Source organism: Mycobacterium sp. IS-1742 (genome assembly GCF_001500125.1).
Taxonomy (GTDB): Bacteria; Actinomycetota; Actinomycetes; order Mycobacteriales; family Mycobacteriaceae; genus Mycobacterium.
In genome coordinates this window covers 39,707-62,234 of the sequence record NZ_LQIV01000002.1, presented here as the reverse complement: position 1 = coordinate 62,234, position 22,528 = coordinate 39,707, and the positions used below count along the sequence as shown (strand labels likewise).

The window sequence follows — 22,528 nt, the reverse complement described above, 5'->3', positions numbered from 1 at the left end:
ACCCATGCGCGCGTCGACCCTCGCCAGGACCGCCGGCACCGTGTTCGCCACCGGCGCGCTCGGCGGACTGGCCAACCGCGACATGCCCTCGCTGTGGTACGCGAAGCTGAAGAAGCCGAGCTTCCAACCGCCCGGCCAGACGTTCGGGATCGTGTGGCCGATGCTGTACGCCGACATCGCGGCCGTCTCGGCGTCGACGATCGACCATTACCGCGACACCGGCCAACCGGAGAAGGCGCGGGCCTACACCACGGCGCTGGCCGCCAATCTGATTCTCAACGGCAGCTGGTCGTGGCTGTTCTTCAACCAGCACAAGCTGGCACTGTCGGCGGTGACGGCGGGCGCACTCGCCGCCAGCAGTGCGGATCTGACCCGTCGCGCCGTCGAAGCGAAAGGTGCGCAGGCGGCGCCGTTGGCCCTCTATCCGCTGTGGTGTGGTTTCGCGACCGTGCTGTCGTCGCGCATCTGGTGGCTGAATCGCTGACCTCTCAGGCGAATCGACGGTTAGCCTGACTGACTCGGACGGCGGTGGGAGAGGGTGGCGGTGGCGGAACGGACGAAGACCGAGCCGGAAGAGCAGGAGCGTCAACGCTTCGCCGACCGGGCGCTCGGGATGCTCGAGGACTCGGTCTACTGGGCCATCGCGGCCGTGCTGGCCGTCTGCTCGGTCGCGCTGCTGGTGTCGCAGTTCAACACGATGCTGAGGCTGCGCAACACACCGGCGTCGACCGTGATGCTCGAAGTGCTCGACGGACTGCTGCTGATCTTCATCTTCGTCGAACTGCTCTATGCCGTCCGCACGTGCCTGCGGTCGCACGAGATCGTCGCCGAACCGTTCCTCATCGTCGGAATCCTGGCCGGTATCAAGGAGATCGTGGTGCTCTCCGTGGAGGCGGCGACGCTGCTGGAGAAGGGTCCGGAGTTCGCCAGAGCGGTCGTCGAGATCGGCGTCCTCGGCGGCGTGGTCCTGGTGCTGGCGTTGGCGGCGTTTGTGCTGCGCGAGCGGCGACGTGACACCGAGGACGCCGGTGAGAAGGCCGCCGACGGTAAGGACGGGATCGAGGCGACGTAACGGCTCAGGCCGACGCGAGCACCGAGAGCACGTGTTCGGTGAAGCCGGTGGTGGTGGCCGCACCGCCGAGGTCGCGGGTGTGCACCCCGTCATCGAGGCTGCGGCACACCGCATCTCGTATCAGGACCGCGGCGCCCGCCAGCGCAGCGCGGCCGTGGCGTTCGGCCAGCCATTCGAGCAGCATCGCCGTGGACAGGATCATGGCGACGGGATTGGCGGTGTTGCGTCCGGCGATGTCCGGCGCCGAACCGTGGGCGGCCTGCGCCATGGCCTTGGTGTCGGACGCGTTCACCGACGGTGCCATGCCGAGTGAACCGGCGAGCTGACCGGTCAGGTCGGAGAGGATGTCGCCGAACATGTTCTCCGCGACGATGACGTCGAATTCGGCGGGTCGGGCGACCAACAGGGCGGCCAGCGCGTCGATGTGTTCGAGGCGCACGGTGACGTCGGGGTACTGCTCGGCGATGCGGAGACAGCTGTCGCGGAACAGCCCCGTCGTCTTGGACAGCACGTTGGCCTTGTGGGCGACGGTGACCGAGCGGCGGCGCGTGCGCGCCAGTCGGAACGCCTGGTGCGCAATGCGTTCGCAGGCTTCGCGGGTGAACACGGCGACCGCCATCGCGACGTCGGCGGTCGGCATGAACTCGCCGGCGCCGTCGTACATGTTGCGGTCGGAGTAGAAGCCCTCGGTGTTCTCGCGCACCACCACCACGTCGAGGGCGGGACACACCGCGGGGATCGTGTCGCTCAGTCGGCGGGCCGGCCGGATGTTGGCGTAGAGCCCGTAGCGTTTGCGGATGGTGCCGCCGGGGGACAGGGCGTCACGGAACGGGGCGGGGTAGCTCGCGTTGTCGTGCGGGCCGAGCAGCCACGCGTCGAGACGGTCGAGTGCGGCGAGCGTGGTGTCCGGCAGGGGAGTGCCGTCACCGGTGATCGCCTCGGCTCCCATGCGCAGCCGCCGCCAGTCGACGGGAACCGATACCGCCGCCAGCGCGCGCTCGGTGATCTGCACAGTGGCCGAGACGATCTCGGGTCCGATGCCGTCACCGGCCAGCACTCCGAGCCGCAACGGTTCCTCTGTCGACATCTCGGTCCGGCACCTTCCTGGTCGTGTGGTCTGCAGTGTGCCGTACCGGTGTCGGCGGCCCGTCAGCGTAGCTGGGCGGCCAACGCCTCGGTGACGTCGGCGGTCGTCGCGTGCCCGCCCAGGTCGCCGGTCCGCGTCTGCGGTTGCGCCAGTGTCCGTTCGACGGCGGTCATCACATCGGCCGCGGCCGCGGCGTATCCGAGGTGTTCGAGCATCAACGCCGCCGACCACACCGCGCCGATCGGGTTGGCGACTCCCTGTCCGGCGATGTCGGGTGCCGATCCGTGGACGGGCTCGAACATCGAGGGGTACTGCTTGGTGGGGTCGAGGTTCGCCGACGGGGCGATCCCGATCGAGCCCGCGACCGCGGCGGCGAGGTCGGAGAGGATGTCGCCGAACAGGTTCGAGCCGACCACCACGTCGAACCGTCCCGGCTGCAGGACGAATTTCGCGGCCAAGGCGTCGATGTGCTCGCTGTCGAACCGCACGTCCGGATGGCGTGCGGCTCGCTCGGCGACGACTTCGTCCCAGAACGGCAGGGTGTGGACGATGCCATTGGATTTGGTGGCGGACGTGACATGTCGGCGCCGGGTCTCGGCGAGGTCGAAGGCGTAGTCGGCGATGCGGCTGATCCCGGCCCGGCTGAACACCGACTCCTGCACCGCCATCTCATCGGGGAAGCCGCGATTGAGGCGCCCGCCGATCTCGCTGTACTCGCCCTCGACGTTCTCCCGCACGACGACGAAGTCGACGCCGGTGGCGTCGCGCAGCGGACTGGTGACCCCGTCGAACACCCGAATGGGCCGCAGGTTCACGTATTGCCGGAACGCCCGCCGGATCGGTATGAGCAGACCCCACAGCGAGACGTGGTCGGGCACGCCGGGCCAGCCGACCGCGCCGAGCAGGATGGCGTCGAACTCGCGCAGTGTGTCGATGCCGTCGGCCGGCATCATCGCGCCGTCGCGGGTGAATCGCTCACAGGACCAATCGAATTCCCGGTACTCCAGGTCGATCCCGTGGCGGGCGGCGACCGCGTCGAGCACGGTGCGCGCCGAGGCCGTCACCTCGGTGCCGATCCCGTCGCCGGGGATGACCGCGACCCGTCGAGCGCTCACGCGCCCAGTCCCACCAGCGCGATCATCAGCGGCAGGAAGACGATGATCAGGATTGCGCCCGCGATGTCGAAGGTGACGCCGGAGCGAATCATCGTCGTGATGGGAACGGCGCCGGAACCGTAGACGATCGCGTTCTGTGGTGTCGACACCGGGAGCATGAAGCCGAAGGAGGCCGCGAAGGTGGCCGCCAGCGCGGGCACGAACGGATTGACGCCCGCCGCGATCGCGACCGGGATCACGATGGGGACGACGACCGCCGCGGAGGCGGTGTTGCTCGTGGTCTCCGAGACGACGATGGCGAGCAGGACGGCGAAGATCGTGATGGCCACGACACTGGAGAGTCCGAGCGCGTCCGCGACGGAGGTGCCGATGGTCTCGGCCAGCCCGGAGTCGGCGAGCAGCGAACCGAAGATGATCCCCGTGCCGAAGAGCACGATCGTGCCCCAGTCGATCGCGGCCGCGTCCCGCCAGCGCAGCGTGAATTCGCGCTGCTCCCAGTCGGTGGGCAGCAGGAACAGCAGGGCCGCGCCGAACACCGCGACCGTGCCCTCGTCCAGCCGGTCGCTGACCGTGGAGTAGACGTCGGAATCGTTGCCGAAGATCAGCGCGACGATGCCCGGCAGCACCCACAGGAACACCGTGATCCCGAACGCGATCAACGTGTTCTTCTCCGCGCGGGAGAGCGTGCCCATCTCTTCGCGCTCACGGGCCACGTACTCGGCGACACCGTCGATGTGCTTGATCTCCGGTCTGTTCAACAGGAGCAGCACGACCGCGAGGATCGCGAACATCAGCAGACAGATCGGCGCGGCCATGACCATCCACTGCCCGAAGCTGATTCGTTCCCCGGTGGCCTCTTCGATGAGGCCGCGCCCGATGAGGTTCGGTGGGCTGCCGACGGGCGTGAGCAGACCGCCGACACTGGCCGCGTAGGCGAGCATCAACATGAGCGCCGCGCCGACGCGCAACCGCAACGGGTCGAAGTCCTCGGCCACCTTGCCCTGTTTCTGCAGCAGCTTGGCGATCACGCCGAGGATGCCGATCGCGGTGGGCAACAACATCGCGACGGTCGCGGTGTTGGAGACGAACGCCGACAGCAGACAGGTGATCGCCCCGAAAGCGAGGATCACGCCGGTGGTCGACTGGCCCGCACGCGGCAACGCCAGGATCCGGAACGCGAATCGCCGTGCCAGGCCGTGCTTCAGCATCGCCTGCGCCAGGATGAAGGCGCCGATGAACGTGAAGATCGTCGACGAGCCGAACGGGCCGAGCACGTCGTCGGCCGGTGCGACGCCGAGGAAGACCACGACCGCCACCCCGAGCAGACCTCCGATCGGGATGGGGACCGCCTCGGTCACCCACAGCACGATCACGCCGAGCAGCACGCCGGCCAGGGTCTGTTGCTGCGCCGGGATGTTCATCGGCAGCAGTAGGAAGACGATGGTGACGACGGGCGCGAGGAACAGGCCGACGGTGCGGCGGCCCTTCTCGAAGCGCTCTTCGGCGGGAGTCAGACGCTGTTCCCCGAGGCTGCGGTAGGTGGCGCTGCCGAGCAGCGCCTTGTCCACATCGGTGCGTCTGACCGGATTGTCAGCGGTCATGGTGTCCCCTTCGAGGCCATCGGCTCACCGGCGTGTGAGGTGCCTCACACTCGCGGAGGATGCCCGGTCTCGGCGGGAAGTAACCGCCGACCGGTACTCAGTACCGGCTGAGGACCTTTCGGTCACCGAGTGGAGCGTCGAGCGCGACGTCGGTGGCGGCGAGGACGGCCTTCGCGGTGCACCTGCGGTCGGCCGCCTCGGGCAGCAGGCCCGACTGCAGTTCGACGATGACGGTGTCGGCGGTCTCGGTGGTGACGGTCCGGACGCCGTTGCAGGCGGGTGTCCCCGAGAGGAAGTAGACGCGGACACCCGCGAGGTTCTCGAGCGGGCTCCACGCCTCGAAGCGCAGCGGCTCGCTGTCGACGAGGTCGGCCCGGCCGGTGAACAGCACTTCGGTCGAACTCAGCGGGCGCTCAACGGGTTCGGTGGTGGTCGGCGCGGCCGACGCGACGCCCGGTGTGAACCCGATACTGAACAGTGAGCCCGCCACAGCGGCGGCGACAAGGGCAACCCGCATGGCGAGACAGTACGTGCGGAGCGGTCCGCGGCGTGGGCTGCCGATGGGCGCGCCGCGTCACGATTGAGCTTCGGTTGGGTCGCGAAATGTGTTGGTCGGCGACCCTGTTGGAGTCAGTCGCGTGACCAGACGGCGACGAAGCCGTGGGGGATGCCGGTGTGGCGGGAGATGAGTTCGCGGGCGGCCATCTCGGCTTCGGCCCGTTCGGTCCGGTGGGTGACCGCGCCGAGTTCGGGGACGGTGACCGACCATCCGGTCGCGTCCCGCGTCACGACGATCTCGAAGGCCTGGCCGGCCATGGGCGGAAGGGTCCGGCGACGTGCGCCGCGCGCAATCGCCCGGCGGCGGCATCCGTGGCTGCTCCGAATCGTGGCAGGCATGTTCGTGGGCTTTCTGCAGCGGGGATCGGGCCGTCGGACAATGTACTGCCCGGCGGGACCCAACTCCAAATCGCCGCAGCGCGTGTGCTACCCGGTCAGAACGGGCTGCTGTTCTGTTGCCATTTGGCCTCTTCGGGGCGCGGTCCGAAGCGCCGGGCGTACTCCTCGTGGATGTGGGCGTCCTTCTGGCGCTGGATCACGTCGACCAGCTTTGGGTCGAGGTTGTGCTGGGCCAGCCGGTGACGGCGCCACACCTTGTTGAGGGCGAGTGCCATCAGCAGCGCCCAGATGTAGATCGGCGCGGTCATCTCCAGCCGCACGTAGAACGACGTCGGCAGGAGCCAGAACGGGGCCAGCACCAGCAGCGGCGGGATCGCCATGCGGATCATGTGCCTGCGGACGGCGCCGTGTCCGGCGAGATCCTCGGCGACCCACCGACTCATCGAGGCGGGTAGCCGCCGGCCGTAGGCGTAGGCGATGCGCTGGAAGAACGACGGACGGGCGTCGGCCATGGTGGCTCCTGGGTGTGGTGGGTGGTCAGAGATCGAGGGCGCCGGCCGCCTGGGCGGCGGTGTTGATGCGGGTCAGCGCGCGGTGGAGGTTCTCGAGTTCGTCCAGATCGCCGCCGAGACGGGCGACGACGGCGGGTGGGATGCTCAGCGCCCGTTCGCGCAGCGCGATGCCGGCGTCGGTGAGTTCGACGTTCATCGCCCGCTCGTCCACGGTGCTCCTGGTGCGGGTGATCAGCCCGAGGGTCTCCAGCCGTTTGAGCATGGGTGACAGCGTCGCCGAGTCGAGCTGCAGCGCCGCGGCGATCTGCTTGACCGACAGCGGGGCGTCCGCGGTCGAGGTCTTCCGGTGGTCCCACAGCGTCAGCATCACCAGGTACTGCGGGTGGGTCAGGCCCAGCGGCTCGAGCAGCGGGCGGTAGACGGCCAGGACGGCGCGATTGGCGACCGCGAGGGCGAAACAGACCTGACGCTCCAGGGCGAGCGGATCGAGATCCGTGGCGGTCGTGGTGGACATACTTGAAGAGTACGCAAATTGTTAGGGCACTAACAATATGGCAGCGGTCACACGTGCCTCTATCATCGGTGGTCGACTGCGTATCGGTGGAGGTGAGACACCTGGCGGGTTTGCCCGATATCGCCACGCTCGAGCGTGTGCTGGACGCCGCCGCGCATGCGCCCTCCGCGCAGAACGCGCAGCCCTGGTCCTGGCGCGTCACGCCGAGCGGCATCGACCTGTTCGCCGACTGGAGTCGCCGCCTCGGCGACACCGACCACGATCGCCGCGACGTCCTGCTCAGCTGCGGTGCGGTCCTGCACCACTGCGTGGTGGCGTTCGCCGCAGGCGGATGGACTCCACGGGTCCACCGGTTCCCCGCGCGGGACGACAACGACCATCTGGCGTTGATCGAGCTGATCGAGGCGCCGCCGAGCGTTCGCGACGCCGAGTTGTTCGGGGCGATCGCCCAGCGGCGGACCGACCGGCGTCCGTACCGTGCGGAGTCGCTCCCGGAGGGCTCACTCGAATTCCTGCACGTGCGGACGGAGCGCGACGGGGTGCGGTTCGGTGTGGTGCCGAAAGCCGCGTGGGGACGGTCGTCCGCAGGTGACGTCGTCCTGCAGTACGGCAGTGCCGCCGACGCGCCGGCCGATGACGCGGTACTGCTCGTGCTCGGCACCGAAGGTGACGGCGATCTCGCACGACTGCGCGCCGGTGAGCTGATGAGCGACCTCGTGCTGGCGGCCACGTCGATGGGCTTGGCGACGTGCCCGGTGACGACGCCGCTGACCGACACGCGAAGCCGCCTGTCGCTGGCGTGTGAGGTCTTCGACGGTGATGCCTACCCGCAGGTGATGGTCCGGGTGGGGTGGGCGCCCGAGGGCGGCGAGCCGTTGCCGGTGCTCGAGCGGCGTTCGGTCCGGGAGACGACGGTCTGGGCGCTCTGAGGGCCGGTCCGTCAGTCCGGGGGGTGGTTCCACGGTGAGTGCACCAGGAGCGCAGGCACCGGAAGACGCGACTCCGGCAGGGGCGGAACGGCTTTGAGGACCGGGTTGCGATCCAGCGACGCTCCTGCGGTCCGCCCGCGGCCCCAGCCGAGCATCTCGCGGTATCCGCCCAGCAGACCGTGGCGAGTCACCGCGTCCTCGTCCGCGTGCGGACTGCCCGTGCCGACCGGCGCCGACACCGGGGAGACGTAGAGCGCATCGACCGGGCAGTACGCCTCGCACATGAAGCAGGTCTGGCAGTCGGATTGGCGGGCGATCACCGGGATGCCGTCCTCGCCGCGTTCGAAGACATCGGTGGGGCAGACCATGACGCACAGGTCGCAGGCGATGCAGGCGGCCGCGGCGACGATCTCGATCACGCCACCGCCTCCGCCGACATCCGTTGTGGCAGGACCGGATCGGCCGCGGTCCACACCGCCTCGAGCCCGCCGACCAGGATGCGGTGTCCCAACCGGTGGTCGACGTCGGGAAGATCCTCCCGGCGGTGCAGGCCGCGGGACTCCGTGCGCGCCAGCGATGCGGCGGTGATCCACCGCGCCGCCGCGACCATGGCGACGGCCTGCCGCTGCTTGTACGCCTCGCGGGCCGGTACCGGCGCCAGGCCGCCGGCGATCTCACGCCACAACCGTTCCAGCGCCTCGGCCGATTCGGTCAGCCTCTCGTGCGATTTGAGGTGACTGCGCATAGGTGGCAGAACGTGCGCCTGCGCAGCGCCCACCACGTCGTCGACGGTCGGCGCGTCGCGGGGCCCGGGCCGCAGGCCCACCCGGTGGGTCTCGGCGGCCTTGCCGGGGCTGCGCCGCCGACTGAACTCCGCCGCGCCCCGGCCTGCGAACGCACCGGAGGCGATCGCCCACGAACCGTTGTGACTGCCGCCCCCGCTGATCGCACCGGTGATGAGTTCGCGGGTCGCGGCGTCACCGGCGGCGAACAGACCGGGAACCGTTGTCGCACAGTCGGGTCCGGTCAACCGAAGACCTCCGGTGCCGCGCACGGAGCCCTCGTAGACCATGCGGACCGGGTAGGCGGTCACGAACGGGTCGATCCCGGCCTTGTCCAGGGGCAGGAAGTAGTTGGGCTGGGCCTCGCGCATGGTCCGCCGGATGTGCTCCGGTGCGCGGTCGAGCCTGGCGAACACCCGCTCACCGCGGGCCAGCGCCCATTGTGCGTCCCTGCGGCCGCCCAGGCCGCGTTCGGTGGGGAAGGGTCTGCCGTATTGGTCGTAGAAACTGGCCCACTGCAGCATGCGCCCCTTGGTGTGGGTTCCCCACTCGGGCGCCAGCGCGTAGGCGGTGCAGAACTCCATGCCGGACAGATCGGCGCCCATCTCGGCGGCCATCAACAGCCCGTCACCGGTGTCGACGTTGGTGCCGAACGTCCCGGACAGGAATGCGGTGCCGCCGGTGGCCAGGACCACCGAACCGGCAGAGATCCGCCACGGCCGTCCGGCGTCCTGGCGAGCGATCCCGATCGCGCCGTTCACGATTCCGTCGGTGTCCGCGGTGAGTGCGGTGGCCGGGTGATGGTCGAGAATGCGGACCCCGCTGCGGTGCGCCTTGCGCCGCATCCGCCGCATGTACTCGGGGCCCTGAAGGCTGCTGCGCAATTGCCTGCCGTCGTCACCGACCGGGAACGGATAACCCCACCGCGCCAGTTGTTCGATCCGTTCCCACGACGAGGCCAGTACCCGCAGCATCCAGTCGGCATCGGTCAGCCCGCCCGCCGCGGACTCGCGTTCCCTGACGGACTCCTCACGACGCGGCCCTGGTGGAAGCAGCCACAGGTTGTTGCCGCCCGCGGCGGTCGCACCGCTGGTGCCGCAGTATCCCTTGTCCACCAGCGTGACTCGGCATCCCGCCTCGGTGGCCGAGATCGCCGCCCAGGTGGCCGCCGGGCCGCCGCCTATCACCAGGACGTCGGTGACATCGCTGTCCATGTCACCCGCTGCGGTCATGGCCGACCTCCTCCCGCACACCGAGTTCCGCCAGCAGCGCCCGGCGCAGATCGTCGAAGCCGTCGTCGCCCCGGCTGCGGGGGAACGGCAGATCGACGCGGCGATCCAGCGTGACCCGGCCATCGGAGAGCACGACCACCCGGTCGGCCAGCAGGATCGCCTCGTCCACGTCGTGGGTGACGTGGAGGACGGCCATGTGACGGCGCGCCCACAGATCGTGCAGCAGGCGGTACATCTTGAGCCGAGTCAGCGCGTCGAGTGCGCCGAACGGTTCGTCGAGCAGTAGCAGATCCGGTTCCCGCACCAACGCCCGTGCCAGCGAAACCCGTTGCGCCTCACCACCTGAAAGCGACAGCGGCCATGCGCGCGCCTTGTCCGACAGGCCCACCTCGTCAAGGGCGGCATGCCCGCGGGCGGTCCGGCTGGGTGCGTCGGGGCCGGCGTCGGGCAGCGCGAACGTCACGTTGGCCAGTGCGCGCCGCCACGGCAGCAGTCGCGGATTCTGGAACACCACCGCGCGCGACCGGGGCACCACCACCGAACCCCGGGCCTGGTGGTCCAGCCCGGCCAGGATCCGCAGCAGCGTGCTCTTACCCGACCCCGACCTGCCCAGCATCGCGACGAACTCGCCGTCGGCGATGTCCAGGTCGAGACCGTCGAGAACCTGTTGCGCTCCGAATGCGCGCCGTACACCGCGGACCGAGACCGCGCTCATCCCGCAGCCTCGAAACCGGTGAACCCGTTTCGCCAGGACAGCAGCAGGCGTTCCAGGAGCCGCACCAGCGAGTAGGACGCCAGACCGGCCACCGCGTAGATGACGATCACCAGCAGCGAGATGTCGAACTGCAGGTTGGTCTGCGCCCGCGACATCAGGAACCCGATGCCCTCGGTGGTGTTGATCATCTCGGCGAAGATGAGACTCAGCCACGCGCTGGACAGCCCGAGACGCAGCCCGACGAGGAAGTTCGGCATCGCGCCGGGCAGGATCACCTGCGTGATCAGCGTGCCGCGCCGCGCCTCGAGCGTCTGGGCCATCTCCACCAGCTGCTGATCCACGCCGCGGATGCCGGAGTAGGTGTTGATGTAGACGGCGATCGCGACGCCGAGCGTGATCAGCACGATCTTGGGACCCTCGCCGATGCCCATCCAGATGATCAGCAGCGGGGTGAGCGCGAAGTTCGGCACCGCCTTGAGGATCTGCATGGTCCAGTCGAGCAGATCCTCACCGGTGCGGGTCAGCCCGGCCAGCACCGCCAGTGCCACCCCGAGCAGGATGCCCAGCACGGTGCCGGTCAGCACCCGGGTGGCCGACGCCCCGACGTGCAGTGCGAGTTGGCCGTCGGTCAGCAGCCGCCACGCGGTGGTGGCCACGTGCGCCGGCGGCGGAAACAGGTCGGCGTTGAGGAGCCCGGTCGCCGAACCGATGGCCCACGCCGCCAGGATCAGCACGGGGCTCATCATCCTGCGCACCGGTCGCGGAATCCGCGCCCACACGCTGCGGCGGCGGCGGTGCCCGGCGACGACGTCGATCAATTCCGGCGTGCGGACACCGTGATGTACCGGTGCGGCGACGGCCGTCACGACTTGGCTCCGGCCCATTCCCGCACCGAGTAGTGGTTCTCCAGGGAGCCGTCGGCGTTGAGGAATTCGTAGGCGGCCTCGAGCTGGTCGACGCCTTGTGCGGGGAACGGTTCGGTGTTGAACTCGTCGACCTTGGTCGACTGCTCGACGAACTCCAGATCCGTTCCGTCGGTCTGCGCGACCCAGGCCGTGTAGTCGTCGAAGTTCTCGGTGATGTCGCGGTTGACCGCGGTCACCGCCTGGCGCCAGGCCTCGGCGAACTCCGGGTGCTCGTCGGTGAAGGTCGACAGCGCGATGTTGGTGCCCGTGCTGCCGAGGCCGTGCCGGGACAAGCTGTCGATGATGGGGAAACCCTTGTCCTGCAGCTCGATGGCGCTGGCGCCGGTCACGACGGTGGCGTCGATCTGGCCGGAACTCAGACCGGCGATCGATTCAGGAGTGGGTACGTCGCGGACCTGGATCTTGCCGGTGAGACCCGCGGCGTCGATCAGCTGTTTGGCCGCGCGGTCCCGGATGGTGCCCTGCGGGGCGGTGACGTTCTTGCCCACCAGACCCTGAATGTCGGTCGGGCCGCCCTTGGCGCCGACCAGCCAGGCGTCGCTGTTGATCGAATCCAGGGCGAGCAGAACGACTTTCGGGTCCCGGCTGCGAGCCCTGAGGGCGGGGTTGTCACCGATCGCGGCGACGTCGACGGCGCCCGCGAACAAGGCCGACGCGACGTCGCTGCCGGACTGGAAGAACGAGTACTCGATCTTGCCGACCCCCGCGTCCCGGAGTTGCTCGGCGAGGATGCCCTGCTTGTCGCCCCACCCGAGTGAACCGGCCGGGGTTCCGGTCGGCGAGGTGGCGCCGATGCGCAGGGTGTAGCCACCTGAACTGTCGTCGTTGCTGCTGCACGCGACGGCCGAGGCGAGGACGGCGAGAGTCAGTGCGGTGCGGACAAGAGGGCGAAGCATGAGGGGCCTCCGGGAGGTTCGCGTGAAAAGCACGATCGCACTCCAGTAGATCCGAAGGCCTGCGAGGAGGCGACGGTTCGGATCAGTCTGACCGGAAGGCGCCGGTACGGCCGCGCTGATTAAAAGTCAGCCGACGCAAAACGATTGGCGAGATCGGGAGTCGCGGGCACAGTGTCGCGCATGACGACAATCGCCGAACGTCCCGACTCCCGCCTCACGCCGACCCGGATCTCGCGACTCGAGGTGCCCGAGGTCGAGGCGCTGCGCAATCCGGCGGTGAAAGGCTTCTTCACCCGTCAGCGGCGCGAGGAAGGCCTGACCTCGAACTGGTTCCGCGCGCTGTCGCTCAACGAGGACGATCTCGGCCGGCTCAACGGCTACCTGTTGCCACTGCTCGGCGCAGACGGTCGCGGGGGACTGACACCCCGGGAACGAGAGGTGATCGCCACCGTGGTGTCCGGCGAGAACCGTTGCGCATACTGCCATACCAACCACGCGAACAAGCTGGGGAAAGTCGCGGGGGACTGGTCGTTCGGGCAGCGCGTGGCCATCGACCATCACCAGGTCGCCGAACTGACCGACCGGGAACGTGCGCTCGCCGACTTGGCGATCGCGGTGAACAACGATCCGCAGTCGCTACGCGACGACGACTTCGATCGGTTGCGGCAGTTGGGGCTCGACGATCATCTGATCCTGGAGGGGATCTCGATCGCGGCGTTCATCGGCGCGACCAACCGGATCGGTGTCGCGCTGTCGGTGCCGCCCAACCCGGAATACACGGGCGTGCCGCAACATTGACCCACCGCGAGTCGGGCTACCACGTCCCGTCGATCACCGCATCGCTGCCGGCCCCGCCGATGGTGATCACTGTGTTGGGGTCGACAGGGACGAACGGGTTGTCGTCGGTGCCGAGCTTCTCGCCGACACTCTTGACCCGGGACAAGGTGTCCGATGGGGCGAGATCGCGGGCGTCGGCGTCGTAGAAGTCGAACCAGGGCAGGCCGGCGCGCACGTACTCGTCGCGGTCGACCGGTGTCGGGGGCGGCACCTCTCCGGTGATGGCCGTCCACTGAGCCGCCGAGCACAGGTGCACGAACACCCGCCGGGCACCGCTCTCGTCGTAGTCGGCGAGCGGGCGGTCGTCGGCGTACACCTCCTGCCGCATCCGCCCGCCGGCCCCGAGTCCCATGTCCGCAGACGTGGCCAGGAGCGGGCCGCACGGCAGCGCGTCCTCGCAGATCTCAGCGCGCCGGGTCTGTTCCGCGCGCCACTCGGCGAGCGCCTGCTCGGTCAGACCGACGGCCCGCAGTTGCACCCCGCCGTGGGTTTCCTGCCCGGTGACCTGACCTTCGACGGTGGCGCCGGAACCGAGTGGCACGGCGACGAACTGGCGGATGAATCCGTCGCCCGCGTTGATGCCGTCGAGCCACGGCTGGTCGGGCAGCGCCACGTAGTTCTGCGGCTCACCGACAAGACGGTCGATCCAGGGCAGGCCGCTGACCGCACACACCTTGCCCACGCCGACCTGCAGAGCGGCGGGTTCGGAAGCGCTGAACGACAGCCACATCGCCTCACGCTGGTAGATCGGCAGCATGACACCGCCACGAGCCAGCCACTCGGCCGGTGCGGTGTCGGGGTAGTCCGCGACCCGCCGCAGCGGGAACCGGCCGAGGCCGGGCGGCAACGGATGCAGACCCGTCTCCGGGATTCGCAGTGTCCGCTGGAACTTCACCGTCGCAGGGCCCAGCACCAACTGGTCCCTGACGATCTTCACCGGCGCGCTGTGCGTCATGACTACCTCCATCTCGGCTGCGATATGGATAGCACCGGGCACCGACATGTCGAGGCTGCGCGGTGGTCGGGGAGTTCTACCTTTCCGTGGTGGTTTGCAGCGGCGACCGCCGCCGCCGAGCCAGGCGTCGCACCTGCTGAGCAGTTCCCAGCCGATTATCAGAACGATCCGGAAAGCAGGTCCAGCAGTGCCTGGTTGACCTCGTCGGGCCGCTCCTGCTGAACCCAGTGTCCCGCGCCGTCGATGATCAGCTCGCGGTAGGGGCCGCTGATCACCTCTGCATAGCGATCGGTGCGGGTGAATGACAGCACAGGGTCGTCGGCACCGGCGATGAACAACGATGGAACCGTGATCGTGGTGGCCGGCGTGTTCGCGGTCAGTTCCCAGTTCCGGTCGAAACAGCGATACCAATTCAGCGCGCCGGTGAACCCTGTACGGCTGAATTCGCGTATGTAGTGGTCGAGTTCGTCTTGGCTCAACCAGTCCGGCAGGCCCTCAGGTTCCGGTAGTCGCTCGACATAGCCCTCTGGTCCGGGCCGCAGCATTGAAGCGGCCAACTCCTCGCGCGTTGCCTGCCCGGCGAGCACGCGCCGCATCGTTGTGGCCGGGTCGCGCCCCAAATCAGCGTCGGCGACACCGGGCTCCTGAAAGTAGAGAATGTAGAAGAAATTGTCGCCGAAAATGTTGCGCCAGGCCGTTGTCGGCGGCTTGCGTGACCGGGGAACCGGTGGCCCGCTCAAACCTGCGACCGTGGCGACCCGGTCCGGATACAACAGCGGCATGTGCCACGCGACGATCGCGCCCCAATCGTGGCCCACGAACGCAGCGCGTTCGGCGCCGGCGTAGTCCAGCAGGCCGACCAGATCGCCGGTCAGCGCGGAGATGCTGTAGTCATCGACTGCTTGCGGTCGCGACGACCCGCCGTAGCCACGCTGATCGGGCGCCAACACGTGGTAGCCGGCCGCGGCGAGTGCCGGTATCTGGTGCCGCCACGAATAGGCCAGCTCCGGAAAGCCGTGAGCCAGCACGACAAGTGGGTCACCGGTCCGGCCCGCCTCCAGAGTGCGCAGCTGCACACCGTTCGTTTCAATGACGCGCTCAGTGACGATTGCGCTCATAGGTGCACTGAATCACACAGTCAACGGCCCAACAAGCAGTTCAGTCGAGCACGGCGGCTGCCACGGTAATGAAGAGGTGTGGGGCGCCACAACGTCATTAACGTCACGGTGACGAATTGAGTGAGAGGCGCAGGGCTCCGAGGGCACCGGTTGTCCGCCGGTGTCAGGTGGTTCTGGACCGCCAATCGTCCCGGTGCGGCGCTGTCAGATAGTCGCGGGCTCGGGCGCAACGCCAGGGGTCGTTGGGCGCTGTCAGGTTTTCCCGGATCATTCTCGATGGCCAGTTCCGGATCGGACACCGGTGTAGGCAGACGTGCCTGGCGTTACCCAACTACCGATAAGCCACATTATGTCAAGTCGAGTCTTTTGCGGTAAAAGTTGCCCGTTCCCCCAGCGGGTCATCGCGCCGGCTTTCGCTGTGAGGCACGCGCAATAGCGGTGACGAGGCGGCCGGCGGTGTCGACCAACGTGTCACGCTCGACGCTGAGCCGACCGTCGATCCATTCGAGGTAGAGAGAGATCAGAGCCCCAGAAAGCGCGGTCGCCATCACCTCGAGTTCCCGTGAGTCGGGTGGTGCCAGTTTCCTGCCCGTGCTCTCCAGCGCAGGTATCAACGATCGGATGAAGACGGGTTTCTTGCCGGACTGGTGCACGCGCAGCGTCTCGTCGGACATGGGCTCGCGGAGCAGGATGCGTGCCCGGCGAGGGTCCTCCTCGAAGTACTGCCCACAGATCTCGAGGACCGATCTGATCGAGCGCTTCTGCCGCCCTTCCCCTGCTTCGACGAGGCGTTCGAACAACTGTCTCTCCACCTGGTCGTAGGTGGCGATCAGCAACTCCTCGCGGCTGGAGAAGTTTTCGTAGAAGTAGCGCGGGCTCAGCTCCGCCGCTCGGCAGACAGCGCGGAGAGTGACCGACGCCGCGCCGGCGGTCCCGAGGAGGTCCATACAGACGTCGACGAGTTGTTGCCTGCGTTCGGCTGAGCGGTCATCCATCGTTTGACCACGCCAGACCCTTGCGCCACTCACACGGCAATGATGCATGGAGTTGGCCTCCATGGCCGACAGGCACATCGCGCCACGGCACGCCGAGCGGTCTACGTGGGCGTCTGACGGTTCGAGGCGTCGGCGTACGCCGACACAGATCGGGCGATCGCGTCGACATTCTCCGCTCCGATGTAGGCACCGGTGATCAGCCGCCCGACGGCCGGGATCTGCAGAAGTCCGAACAGCGGTAGAACAGCGACATGCACCATCTCGAGCAACGGGTCGGCCACCACCGGTATGTGATGCAGGCGGCGACACGGCCGCGGGATCGCAGAGTAGGCGAGGAACGTGCTCGCCAACAGAACGAGGTCAGCGGCTACGGTGACCGCCGAATCCGCGGACGTGAACCTGAATTGAGTTGCCGCGGTGCGCAATTGATTGCCGAAGTAGCCTTCGCGCGTATGATACTTGTGGGTTTGACCGCGATAGTACTCGTCGACCTTTCGGGCGGTGACCGGTATCCGCTCGCGCGGGACACCCATCAGAACCGCGAGTTCGGCCGTCTCGGCGAAGAACCGGTCCCGCATCTCGGCGGGCAGCCTGGCCGGTAACTTCGATCCACGAAAAGCGTATCGCTCGTAGGCGATCAACGCACCGTGCGAGATCGTCACTGCCGCAAACAGCATCGTGTCCGCGTCGGCTGCCGAGTACGGCCGGCCGTCGTCAGCGTTGATCCCCCGCATGGGCCGGTGGTAGGCGGTGAGACGGTCAGCGCAGCGACGGGCCGCCTCCCGGTCTCCGAAGATGATCGGCAACGGACCGACGACAGTGCGGCGTAGTCGGTCCGTGAGGCGACCACCCTTTCTCGTCGGATCGCCGCGCCATGAGCGTTGCTTCTTCGCATTGGTGGGATACAGCGGATCGTGATCGAGCAGGATCGACTGGAAATCGATGTGCGGCGCCTCGAGCAGGTTGGTGATCTGGGCGATCATCAACGAAACCGCCGGTGCGGCCAGGACTCTCCAGGAGATCGAGTCGGGCCCGAAGAATCCGAAGTCGGTTTGATTGTCGATTGCCCACTCCGAACGGCGCTTCGTGCTCGGCGGTTCGTGTACTGGGTGTTTCGGCGAGGAAGTCGACGCGGTCGTCATAGGAAACGAGTGTTTCCTATGGGTGCGAGGATGTCAAACATGTCGATTCGTCGCTGCGGATCGACCACATAGGCGTTGAACGCACGGGAATGTGCTCGGACCGGCCCGCCGTCGCGCACACTGGGACCCGCGCCCGACGGCAAAGGGAGGAACGGTGCCGGGAACGAGCCCTGTGGCCGACTACGACTTCATCATCGTGGGAGCAGGCAGCGCCGGTTGCCTGCTCGCCAACCGGCTCAGCGCCAACCCCGATCACCGCGTGCTCCTGATCGAAGCCGGCGGCAAAGACAACTGGTTCTGGATCAAAGTGCCGGTGGGCTATCTGTACACCATTGCCAACCCCCGCACCGACTGGTGCTTCACGACCGAACCCGACCCGGGCCTGGCCGGCCGCAGCATCATCTACGCGCGCGGCCGCGTGATCGGAGGCTGCTCCTCCATCAACGCCATGATCCACATGCGCGGGCAGGCCAGCGATTACGAGCTCTGGGCGCAGGCCACCGGGGACGAGCGGTGGCTGTGGGGCGGTCCGGACCATACGGGCGAGACACTGAATATCTACAAGGAGTTGGAGAACTATTTCGGCGGAGCCGACGACTGGCACGGCGCCGATGGCGAGATCCGGGTCGAGCGGCCACGGGTGCGCTGGAAGATCCTGGACGCCTGGCAAGCCGCCGCGGCCCAGTTCGGCATCGCTCCGATCGACGAGTTCAACCGCGGCGACAACTCCGGCAGCGCGTACTTCCACGTCAACCAACGGCGTGGCCGGCGCTGGTCGATGGCCGACGCCTTCCTCCACCCCATCAGGCACCGCCCCAACCTCACCGTCTACACCCACGCCCAGGCTCTACGGCTGCTGATGGACGATCAGGTCCGCGGGGATCAGCGTCGCGGCGCCTGGACCACGGCGCAGCACCGCGTGACAGGCCTACAGCTGCTCAAAGACGGCCAGATCATCGATGTTCGCGCCCGCAGAGAAGTGATCCTGAGCGCCGGCGCCATCGGCTCGCCCCATCTGATGCAGGTCTCGGGTCTGGGCCCGGCCGAACTGCTCACCCAGCATCACGTGCCGGTGGCCGTCGACCTGCCGGGGGTCGGCGAGAATCTCCAGGACCATCTCCAGCTCCGAACGGTCTACCGCGTCCGGCGCGCTCGAACGGTCAACACGCTGTACCGCAACTGGATCACCCGCGCGGGCATGGGAATTCAGTATCTGCTCCTGCGATCGGGGCCGTTGACGATGCCGCCGTCCACTTTGGGCGCCTTCGCCAAGAGCGACCCCGCTCTCGCCAGCCCGGATCTGGAGTGGCATGTGCAGCCCCTGTCGCTGGTGAAGTTCGGCGAACCTCTGCACCCCTTCGGAGCCATCACTCCCTCGGTCTGCAACCTGCGGCCCACCTCACGCGGCCATGTGCGCATGGCCGATGCGGATCCGCTGACCCACCCGAAGATCATGTGCAATTACCTGTCCACCGATGCCGATCGTGACATTGCCGTGCGTGGCCTCCGGATGACCAGGAAGATCATGGCGGCGCCGGCCCTGGCCCGCTACCGCCCGGAAGAGATGCTCCCGGGCTCGCACCTGGTGAGCGACGACGACCTGCAGGCGGCGGCCCGCGGACTGGGGACGACGATCTTCCACCCGGTGGGCACCTGCGCGATGGGCGCCTTCGACACACGCGGGCTGCCTCGGTCGGCCACCACGGTGCTCGACACCGACTGCCGCGTGTTCGGCGTCGCCGGCCTCCGCGTGGTTGACGCATCGGCGATGCCCACCATCACGTCTGGGAACACCAACGCGCCGGTCATGCTGATCGCAGAGCGCGCGGCGCGGGCGATCCTCGGCGTGACTCCACCGCCGCTGTCTGTTTGAGCCCTAGGACGTCAACAGGAGTGCGGCAGTCACGAGCATGACGGCGGCCGTGGCGCCGTGGACGCCCAGGGCGATCGACTTCGAGCCGCCGTTACCCAGCACGATGGCGGTGTCGGCGAGCGGAATGACGGTGGCGGCGAGGATCACCCAGCCGAGCAGGTGGGTCGCGCCCGCGATCATCAGGACCGCGACGAACAGTCCCGACGCGATGTCGCGAACGCCCTTGACGGCCAGATAGGCCCGCGCCGATCCCCCGCCGACATCGATCGGGACCCCGTAGCCGGCTGCGGCGACGCGCGGCGCGACGACGAACCGCGCCCCGATGACCATGATGGCCGCGGCGATGAGTCCGGCCAGTGAGTAGGCGATGGTCGTGGCGCTCATGACAAGCCTTCCGAGATCGGTCAGTGGATCGGTGAGAACGGTGTGGCGTCCAACGGGACCGCTTGCACGTCGACGATCTCGTCGACATCGAATCCGGCCATGTCGGCGGCGAATTCCGGGCTGGCCATGCAGCGCCGCGTGAGCTGATCCGGGTCGGCGTCCCGCGGGTAGCGGATGAGGGCGACGAGCCGGTTCGCGCCGCCGCCTCGCTCGGTCCACACGCCGTGGGTGGTGATGCCGAAGAGTTCGAAGGTCGCCACATGCCGGGCCCAGTGGATCGACGCATACTGCTGCAACGCCCCCGGTGATCGCAGGGTGTAGATCCTGAGCTGGAACATCGGCGTGTCAGACCGTCAACGCCACGCACAGGGCGCCCACTGCGAGGCCTTGAAGAAGTGCGCGAGCGCCGATGACCCTGTCCCACTTCGCCTGCAGTGCACGGCCGTCCGGCGGCATCCGGTCCCCCTCGGCGGCCTCGGTCAGCTGTCGATTGATCGGTGCGCTCACCCGCACGTAGAGGACGGTCCAGATCGCCAGCAGGACCAGTGCGGCACCCGCGGCGATTGCCTGCGCCCACTGCGCGGCGATCGTGGACAGCACGGCGCTCGTCGCGGCGGCCAGGATCCCCAGCACCCCGGGCACCGGCATCCGCCGGTCTCCATAGCGGTGCACCCGTCCGGTCACCGAGACCAGCGTGCGGTCGTCGACCGAGGCCAGGGCCGGGCGCAGCACGATCGCACAGAACGCGTCGGTGCCGTAGACGATCGCGGTGCCCAGCACCGCGATCACGGCCGCGGCACGGGCGACGAGTTCCCACGTCATGAGAGGCCTCCTTCGCCGTACTGCTAGCAACGCTAACCCCCGGCTGAGAGCGTGTCAATAGCGGCGCTAGCGTATCTAGCGGTGCTAACATCGGGCATGGCCATCGACGACCGCCGCGAACGCGAGCGCGCCGCCCGCAGGCAGCTGATCATCACGACGGCCCGCCGGTTGGCCGAGGCCGAAGGCTGGGATGCGGTCACCACGCGCCGGTTGTCCGCGGAGATCGAGTACAGCCAGCCGGTGTTGTACAAACACTTCGCCGGCATGCAACAGATCGCGGACGCCATCGCGGTCGACGGTTTCGGCGAGTTGGCGGAGTTGACCCGGGCGGCGCGGTTGAGTGCCGGAACCTCCGGCGAGGCCATGGCCCGAGTCGCAGACGTCTATCTCGCCTTCGCCCACGACAACCCGGCCGTGTACGACGCGATGTTCACCCGTGCGACGACGTTGCGCTTCGCCGCCGACGACACACCCGCCGAGCTGACCGCGGCTTTCGCCGAGCTTCGCGAGGCGGTCGCCCCGGTCGCCGACGGACAGGACGCGGACACGCTGACAGAACTGTCGTGGGCGGCACTGCACGGACTGGTCACCCTCGGCCGGGCGGGCCGACTGCGCCCCGGCCACGACGTCGACCGTCTGCTACTTCTCCTCGACCGATTCACGGGCCGACGGAGAGAAGTTCACTAGGGCGAGCCGAAGCGGGTACTTCCGAGGTGCACTCACGACACCGCACTCAGGAGATAATGCGACATGGCGAACGGGCGACCGAAGGTTCTGATCATCGGCGGAGGATTCGGCGGTCTGTTCTGCGCCCGGCGCTTCAGACGCGTGGACGCCGACGTCACGCTGCTCGACCGCGCCGCCTGTCACGTCTTCCAACCGCTGCTGTACCAATGCGCCACGGGCACCTTGAGCATCGGTCAGATCAGCCGCTCGCTGCGCGAGGAGCTGGCTGAACACCGCAACGTCACCACATTGCTCGGCGAGGCCGTGCGACTCGACCCCGACGGCCGCCGCGTCACCGCCCGCCGGCCCGACGAGTCGACGTTCGAGCTCGAATACGACTATCTGGTGATCGCGGCGGGTATGCGCCAGTCCTATTTCGGGAAGGAGCATTTCGCGGCGTGGGCGCCCGGGATGAAGACGCTCGACGACGCCCTCAGCATCCGCCGCCGTGTGTTCGCCGCGTTCGAGATCGCCGAAACGCTGCCGCCCGGTCCCGAACGTGACCAGTGGCTGACCTTCGCGGTCACCGGCGGGGGTCCCACCGGTGTCGAATTGGCCGGACAGATCCGAGAACTGGCCACCAGGGCGCTGGCCAACGAGTTCCACAGTATCGAGCCGGAGGAGGCGCGGGTGCTGCTGTTCGACGGCGGTGACCGAGTGCTCAAGAGCTTCGCGCCCGGGCTCGCCGAACGGGCGTCGCGGACGCTCGAAGACCTCGGAGTGGAGCTGCACTTCGGGGTGCACGTCACCGACGTCCGGCGCGACGGGATCACTGTGAGCACCAAAAGCAATGGCGCGAAACAGGATTACGCCACCCGCACGGTGCTGTGGACCGCCGGTGTCGAGGCGGTGCCCTTCGCCCGTCACGCCGCGGAGGTGCTCGGGGCCGAGACCGACCGTTCGGGGCGCATCTCGGTCGACGCCGACCTCTCGGTGCCCGGCCGTCCCGAGGTGTTCGTGATCGGTGACCTGGCGGGCCGCGACGGCCTGCCGGGGGTGGCGGAGAACGCGATGCAGGGCGGTCTGCACGCCGCGGCCTGCATTCGGCGTGAGCTCGCCGGGAAACGCCGGAAGAACTTCAGGTACCGCGATCTCGGATCCGCGGCGTACATCAGCCGAGGGCATGCCCTGCTGCAGGCCGGGCCGGTCAACGTCGCCGGCCTCCTCGGCTGGCTCGGTTGGGGTTTCATCCACATCGCGTTCCTCACCGGCGTGCGCAACCGATTCAGCACGGTGGGAACGTGGTTGGCGACGATCGTCCGCGCCAACCGCAGCGACCGCACCTTCATCCTGGGCGGTTCCGGTCATCCAGAGGAGCCCTACACCTGGGAGTCGCCGGTGCACCAGAGCAACAACTCAGCGCGCGACGACTCACGCGACGACCGGAGCGCGTGACCG

The 22,528-nt window shown here is 68.2% G+C and carries 26 protein-coding genes; 7 read left to right on the top strand and 19 right to left on the bottom strand.

All coding sequences use genetic code 11. The features are described 5' to 3' along the window. Positions 1–4 precede the first annotated feature (4 nt). Positions 5–484: a TspO/MBR family protein gene (locus tag AU196_RS02325; RefSeq protein ID WP_059093469.1), complete on the top strand. Its 480-nt coding sequence runs from the start codon at positions 5–7 to the stop codon at positions 482–484. A gap of 60 nt (positions 485–544) precedes the next feature. Next, positions 545–1,072 (top strand): phosphate-starvation-inducible PsiE family protein, encoded by a 528-nt coding sequence (locus tag AU196_RS02320; protein ID WP_059093573.1) that lies wholly within the window; start codon positions 545–547, stop codon positions 1,070–1,072. Positions 1,073–1,076: 4 nt separating this feature from the next. Here the strand turns inward: AU196_RS02320 and AU196_RS02315 are convergent, their stop codons facing one another. The 7 genes from AU196_RS02315 to AU196_RS02285 form a co-directional block, all read right to left on the bottom strand. Next, on the bottom strand, positions 1,077–2,159 hold the full coding sequence (locus AU196_RS02315; protein WP_059093468.1) for an isocitrate/isopropylmalate dehydrogenase family protein: 1,083 nt from the start codon (positions 2,157–2,159) through the stop codon (positions 1,077–1,079). 62 nt (positions 2,160–2,221) lie between these two features. Further along, complete coding sequence (locus AU196_RS02310) at positions 2,222–3,274, bottom strand: tartrate dehydrogenase (RefSeq protein ID WP_059093467.1); 1,053 nt, start codon at positions 3,272–3,274, stop codon at positions 2,222–2,224. Next, complete coding sequence (locus tag AU196_RS02305; RefSeq protein ID WP_059093466.1) at positions 3,271–4,875, bottom strand: SLC13 family permease; 1,605 nt, start codon at positions 4,873–4,875, stop codon at positions 3,271–3,273. The genes AU196_RS02310 and AU196_RS02305 overlap by 4 nt, the downstream gene beginning before the upstream one ends. 97 nt (positions 4,876–4,972) lie before the next feature. Next, positions 4,973–5,392 (bottom strand): hypothetical protein, encoded by a 420-nt coding sequence (locus tag AU196_RS02300; RefSeq protein ID WP_059093465.1) that lies wholly within the window; start codon positions 5,390–5,392, stop codon positions 4,973–4,975. Between the two features lie 113 nt (positions 5,393–5,505). After that, positions 5,506–5,691 (bottom strand): hypothetical protein, encoded by a 186-nt coding sequence (locus AU196_RS02295; RefSeq protein ID WP_059093464.1) that lies wholly within the window; start codon positions 5,689–5,691, stop codon positions 5,506–5,508. Between the two features lie 176 nt (positions 5,692–5,867). Continuing rightward, positions 5,868–6,284: a DUF5313 domain-containing protein gene (locus AU196_RS02290; RefSeq protein ID WP_059093463.1), complete on the bottom strand. Its 417-nt coding sequence runs from the start codon at positions 6,282–6,284 to the stop codon at positions 5,868–5,870. Between the two features lie 25 nt (positions 6,285–6,309). Further along, the gene (locus AU196_RS02285) at positions 6,310–6,798 is read right to left on the bottom strand and encodes a MarR family winged helix-turn-helix transcriptional regulator (RefSeq protein WP_059093462.1); all 489 of its coding nucleotides are present in this window, start codon (positions 6,796–6,798) and stop codon (positions 6,310–6,312) included. An 86-nt stretch (positions 6,799–6,884) separates the two neighbouring features. Between AU196_RS02285 and AU196_RS02280 the strand changes: the two genes are divergently transcribed. Next, a complete protein-coding gene (locus tag AU196_RS02280) occupies positions 6,885–7,727 on the top strand; it encodes a nitroreductase family protein (RefSeq protein WP_231737297.1) in 843 nt (280 codons plus the stop codon). A gap of 11 nt (positions 7,728–7,738) precedes the next feature. On the opposite strand, the gene AU196_RS02275 is transcribed toward AU196_RS02280, so the two are convergent. Genes AU196_RS02275 through AU196_RS02255 form a run of 5 tightly spaced genes read right to left on the bottom strand, consistent with a single transcriptional unit; the run spans position 7,739 to position 12,278 of the window. Beyond that, positions 7,739–8,146 carry a 4Fe-4S dicluster domain-containing protein gene (locus tag AU196_RS02275; RefSeq protein ID WP_059093461.1) on the bottom strand — a complete coding sequence of 136 codons (408 nt, stop codon included), beginning with the start codon at positions 8,144–8,146 and terminating at the stop codon, positions 7,739–7,741. Then, positions 8,143–9,741, bottom strand: a complete 1,599-nt coding sequence (locus AU196_RS02270; protein ID WP_059093460.1) for an FAD-dependent oxidoreductase — start codon at positions 9,739–9,741, stop codon at positions 8,143–8,145. Before AU196_RS02270 ends, AU196_RS02275 begins: the two co-directional genes overlap by 4 nt. After that, positions 9,725–10,456 carry an ABC transporter ATP-binding protein gene (locus AU196_RS02265; RefSeq protein WP_059093459.1) on the bottom strand — a complete coding sequence of 244 codons (732 nt, stop codon included), beginning with the start codon at positions 10,454–10,456 and terminating at the stop codon, positions 9,725–9,727. Before AU196_RS02265 ends, AU196_RS02270 begins: the two co-directional genes overlap by 17 nt. Next, a complete protein-coding gene (locus tag AU196_RS02260) occupies positions 10,453–11,340 on the bottom strand; it encodes an ABC transporter permease (protein WP_059093458.1) in 888 nt (295 codons plus the stop codon). Before AU196_RS02260 ends, AU196_RS02265 begins: the two co-directional genes overlap by 4 nt. Further along, positions 11,319–12,278: an ABC transporter substrate-binding protein gene (locus tag AU196_RS02255; RefSeq protein WP_059093457.1), complete on the bottom strand. Its 960-nt coding sequence runs from the start codon at positions 12,276–12,278 to the stop codon at positions 11,319–11,321. The genes AU196_RS02260 and AU196_RS02255 overlap by 22 nt, the downstream gene beginning before the upstream one ends. A 180-nt stretch (positions 12,279–12,458) precedes the next feature. On the opposite strand from AU196_RS02255, the gene AU196_RS02250 reads away from it, so the two are divergent. After that, entirely contained in the window at positions 12,459–13,076 is a 618-nt protein-coding gene (locus tag AU196_RS02250; RefSeq protein WP_059093571.1) for a peroxidase-related enzyme, read from the top strand. A gap of 16 nt (positions 13,077–13,092) precedes the next feature. Here the strand turns inward: AU196_RS02250 and AU196_RS02245 are convergent, their stop codons facing one another. The 4 genes from AU196_RS02245 to AU196_RS02230 all read right to left on the bottom strand — a co-directional run bounded on the left by AU196_RS02245 (position 13,093) and on the right by AU196_RS02230 (position 17,325). Continuing rightward, positions 13,093–14,070 (bottom strand): hypothetical protein, encoded by a 978-nt coding sequence (locus AU196_RS02245; RefSeq protein WP_059093456.1) that lies wholly within the window; start codon positions 14,068–14,070, stop codon positions 13,093–13,095. Positions 14,071–14,228: 158 nt separating this feature from the next. Continuing rightward, positions 14,229–15,188 carry an alpha/beta fold hydrolase gene (locus tag AU196_RS02240; RefSeq protein WP_059093455.1) on the bottom strand — a complete coding sequence of 320 codons (960 nt, stop codon included), beginning with the start codon at positions 15,186–15,188 and terminating at the stop codon, positions 14,229–14,231. Between the two features lie 398 nt (positions 15,189–15,586). Then, on the bottom strand, positions 15,587–16,183 hold the full coding sequence (locus AU196_RS02235; RefSeq protein ID WP_231737292.1) for a TetR/AcrR family transcriptional regulator: 597 nt from the start codon (positions 16,181–16,183) through the stop codon (positions 15,587–15,589). Between the two features lie 101 nt (positions 16,184–16,284). Then, the gene (locus AU196_RS02230; RefSeq protein WP_082695593.1) at positions 16,285–17,325 is read right to left on the bottom strand and encodes an oxygenase MpaB family protein; all 1,041 of its coding nucleotides are present in this window, start codon (positions 17,323–17,325) and stop codon (positions 16,285–16,287) included. Between the two features lie 172 nt (positions 17,326–17,497). Between AU196_RS02230 and AU196_RS02225 the strand changes: the two genes are divergently transcribed. After that, positions 17,498–19,198, top strand: a complete 1,701-nt coding sequence (locus tag AU196_RS02225; RefSeq protein WP_157545979.1) for a GMC family oxidoreductase — start codon at positions 17,498–17,500, stop codon at positions 19,196–19,198. 3 nt (positions 19,199–19,201) lie between these two features. On the opposite strand, the gene AU196_RS02220 is transcribed toward AU196_RS02225, so the two are convergent. Genes AU196_RS02220 through AU196_RS02210 form a run of 3 tightly spaced genes read right to left on the bottom strand, consistent with a single transcriptional unit; the run spans position 19,202 to position 20,404 of the window. Then, positions 19,202–19,582, bottom strand: a complete 381-nt coding sequence (locus AU196_RS02220) for a DUF4267 domain-containing protein (RefSeq protein WP_059093452.1) — start codon at positions 19,580–19,582, stop codon at positions 19,202–19,204. A gap of 20 nt (positions 19,583–19,602) precedes the next feature. Further along, a complete protein-coding gene (locus AU196_RS02215) occupies positions 19,603–19,920 on the bottom strand; it encodes an NIPSNAP family protein (RefSeq protein WP_059093451.1) in 318 nt (105 codons plus the stop codon). Positions 19,921–19,927: 7 nt separating this feature from the next. Continuing rightward, the gene (locus AU196_RS02210; protein WP_059093450.1) at positions 19,928–20,404 is read right to left on the bottom strand and encodes a DUF1772 domain-containing protein; all 477 of its coding nucleotides are present in this window, start codon (positions 20,402–20,404) and stop codon (positions 19,928–19,930) included. Positions 20,405–20,500: 96 nt separating this feature from the next. On the opposite strand from AU196_RS02210, the gene AU196_RS02205 reads away from it, so the two are divergent. Together AU196_RS02205 and AU196_RS02200 are read left to right on the top strand one after the other, a co-directional pair. After that, entirely contained in the window at positions 20,501–21,091 is a 591-nt protein-coding gene (locus AU196_RS02205; protein ID WP_059093449.1) for a TetR/AcrR family transcriptional regulator, read from the top strand. 63 nt (positions 21,092–21,154) lie between these two features. Further along, positions 21,155–22,525, top strand: coding sequence for an NAD(P)/FAD-dependent oxidoreductase (locus AU196_RS02200; protein WP_059093448.1), 1,371 nt, complete (start codon positions 21,155–21,157; stop codon positions 22,523–22,525). Positions 22,526–22,528 lie beyond the last annotated feature (3 nt).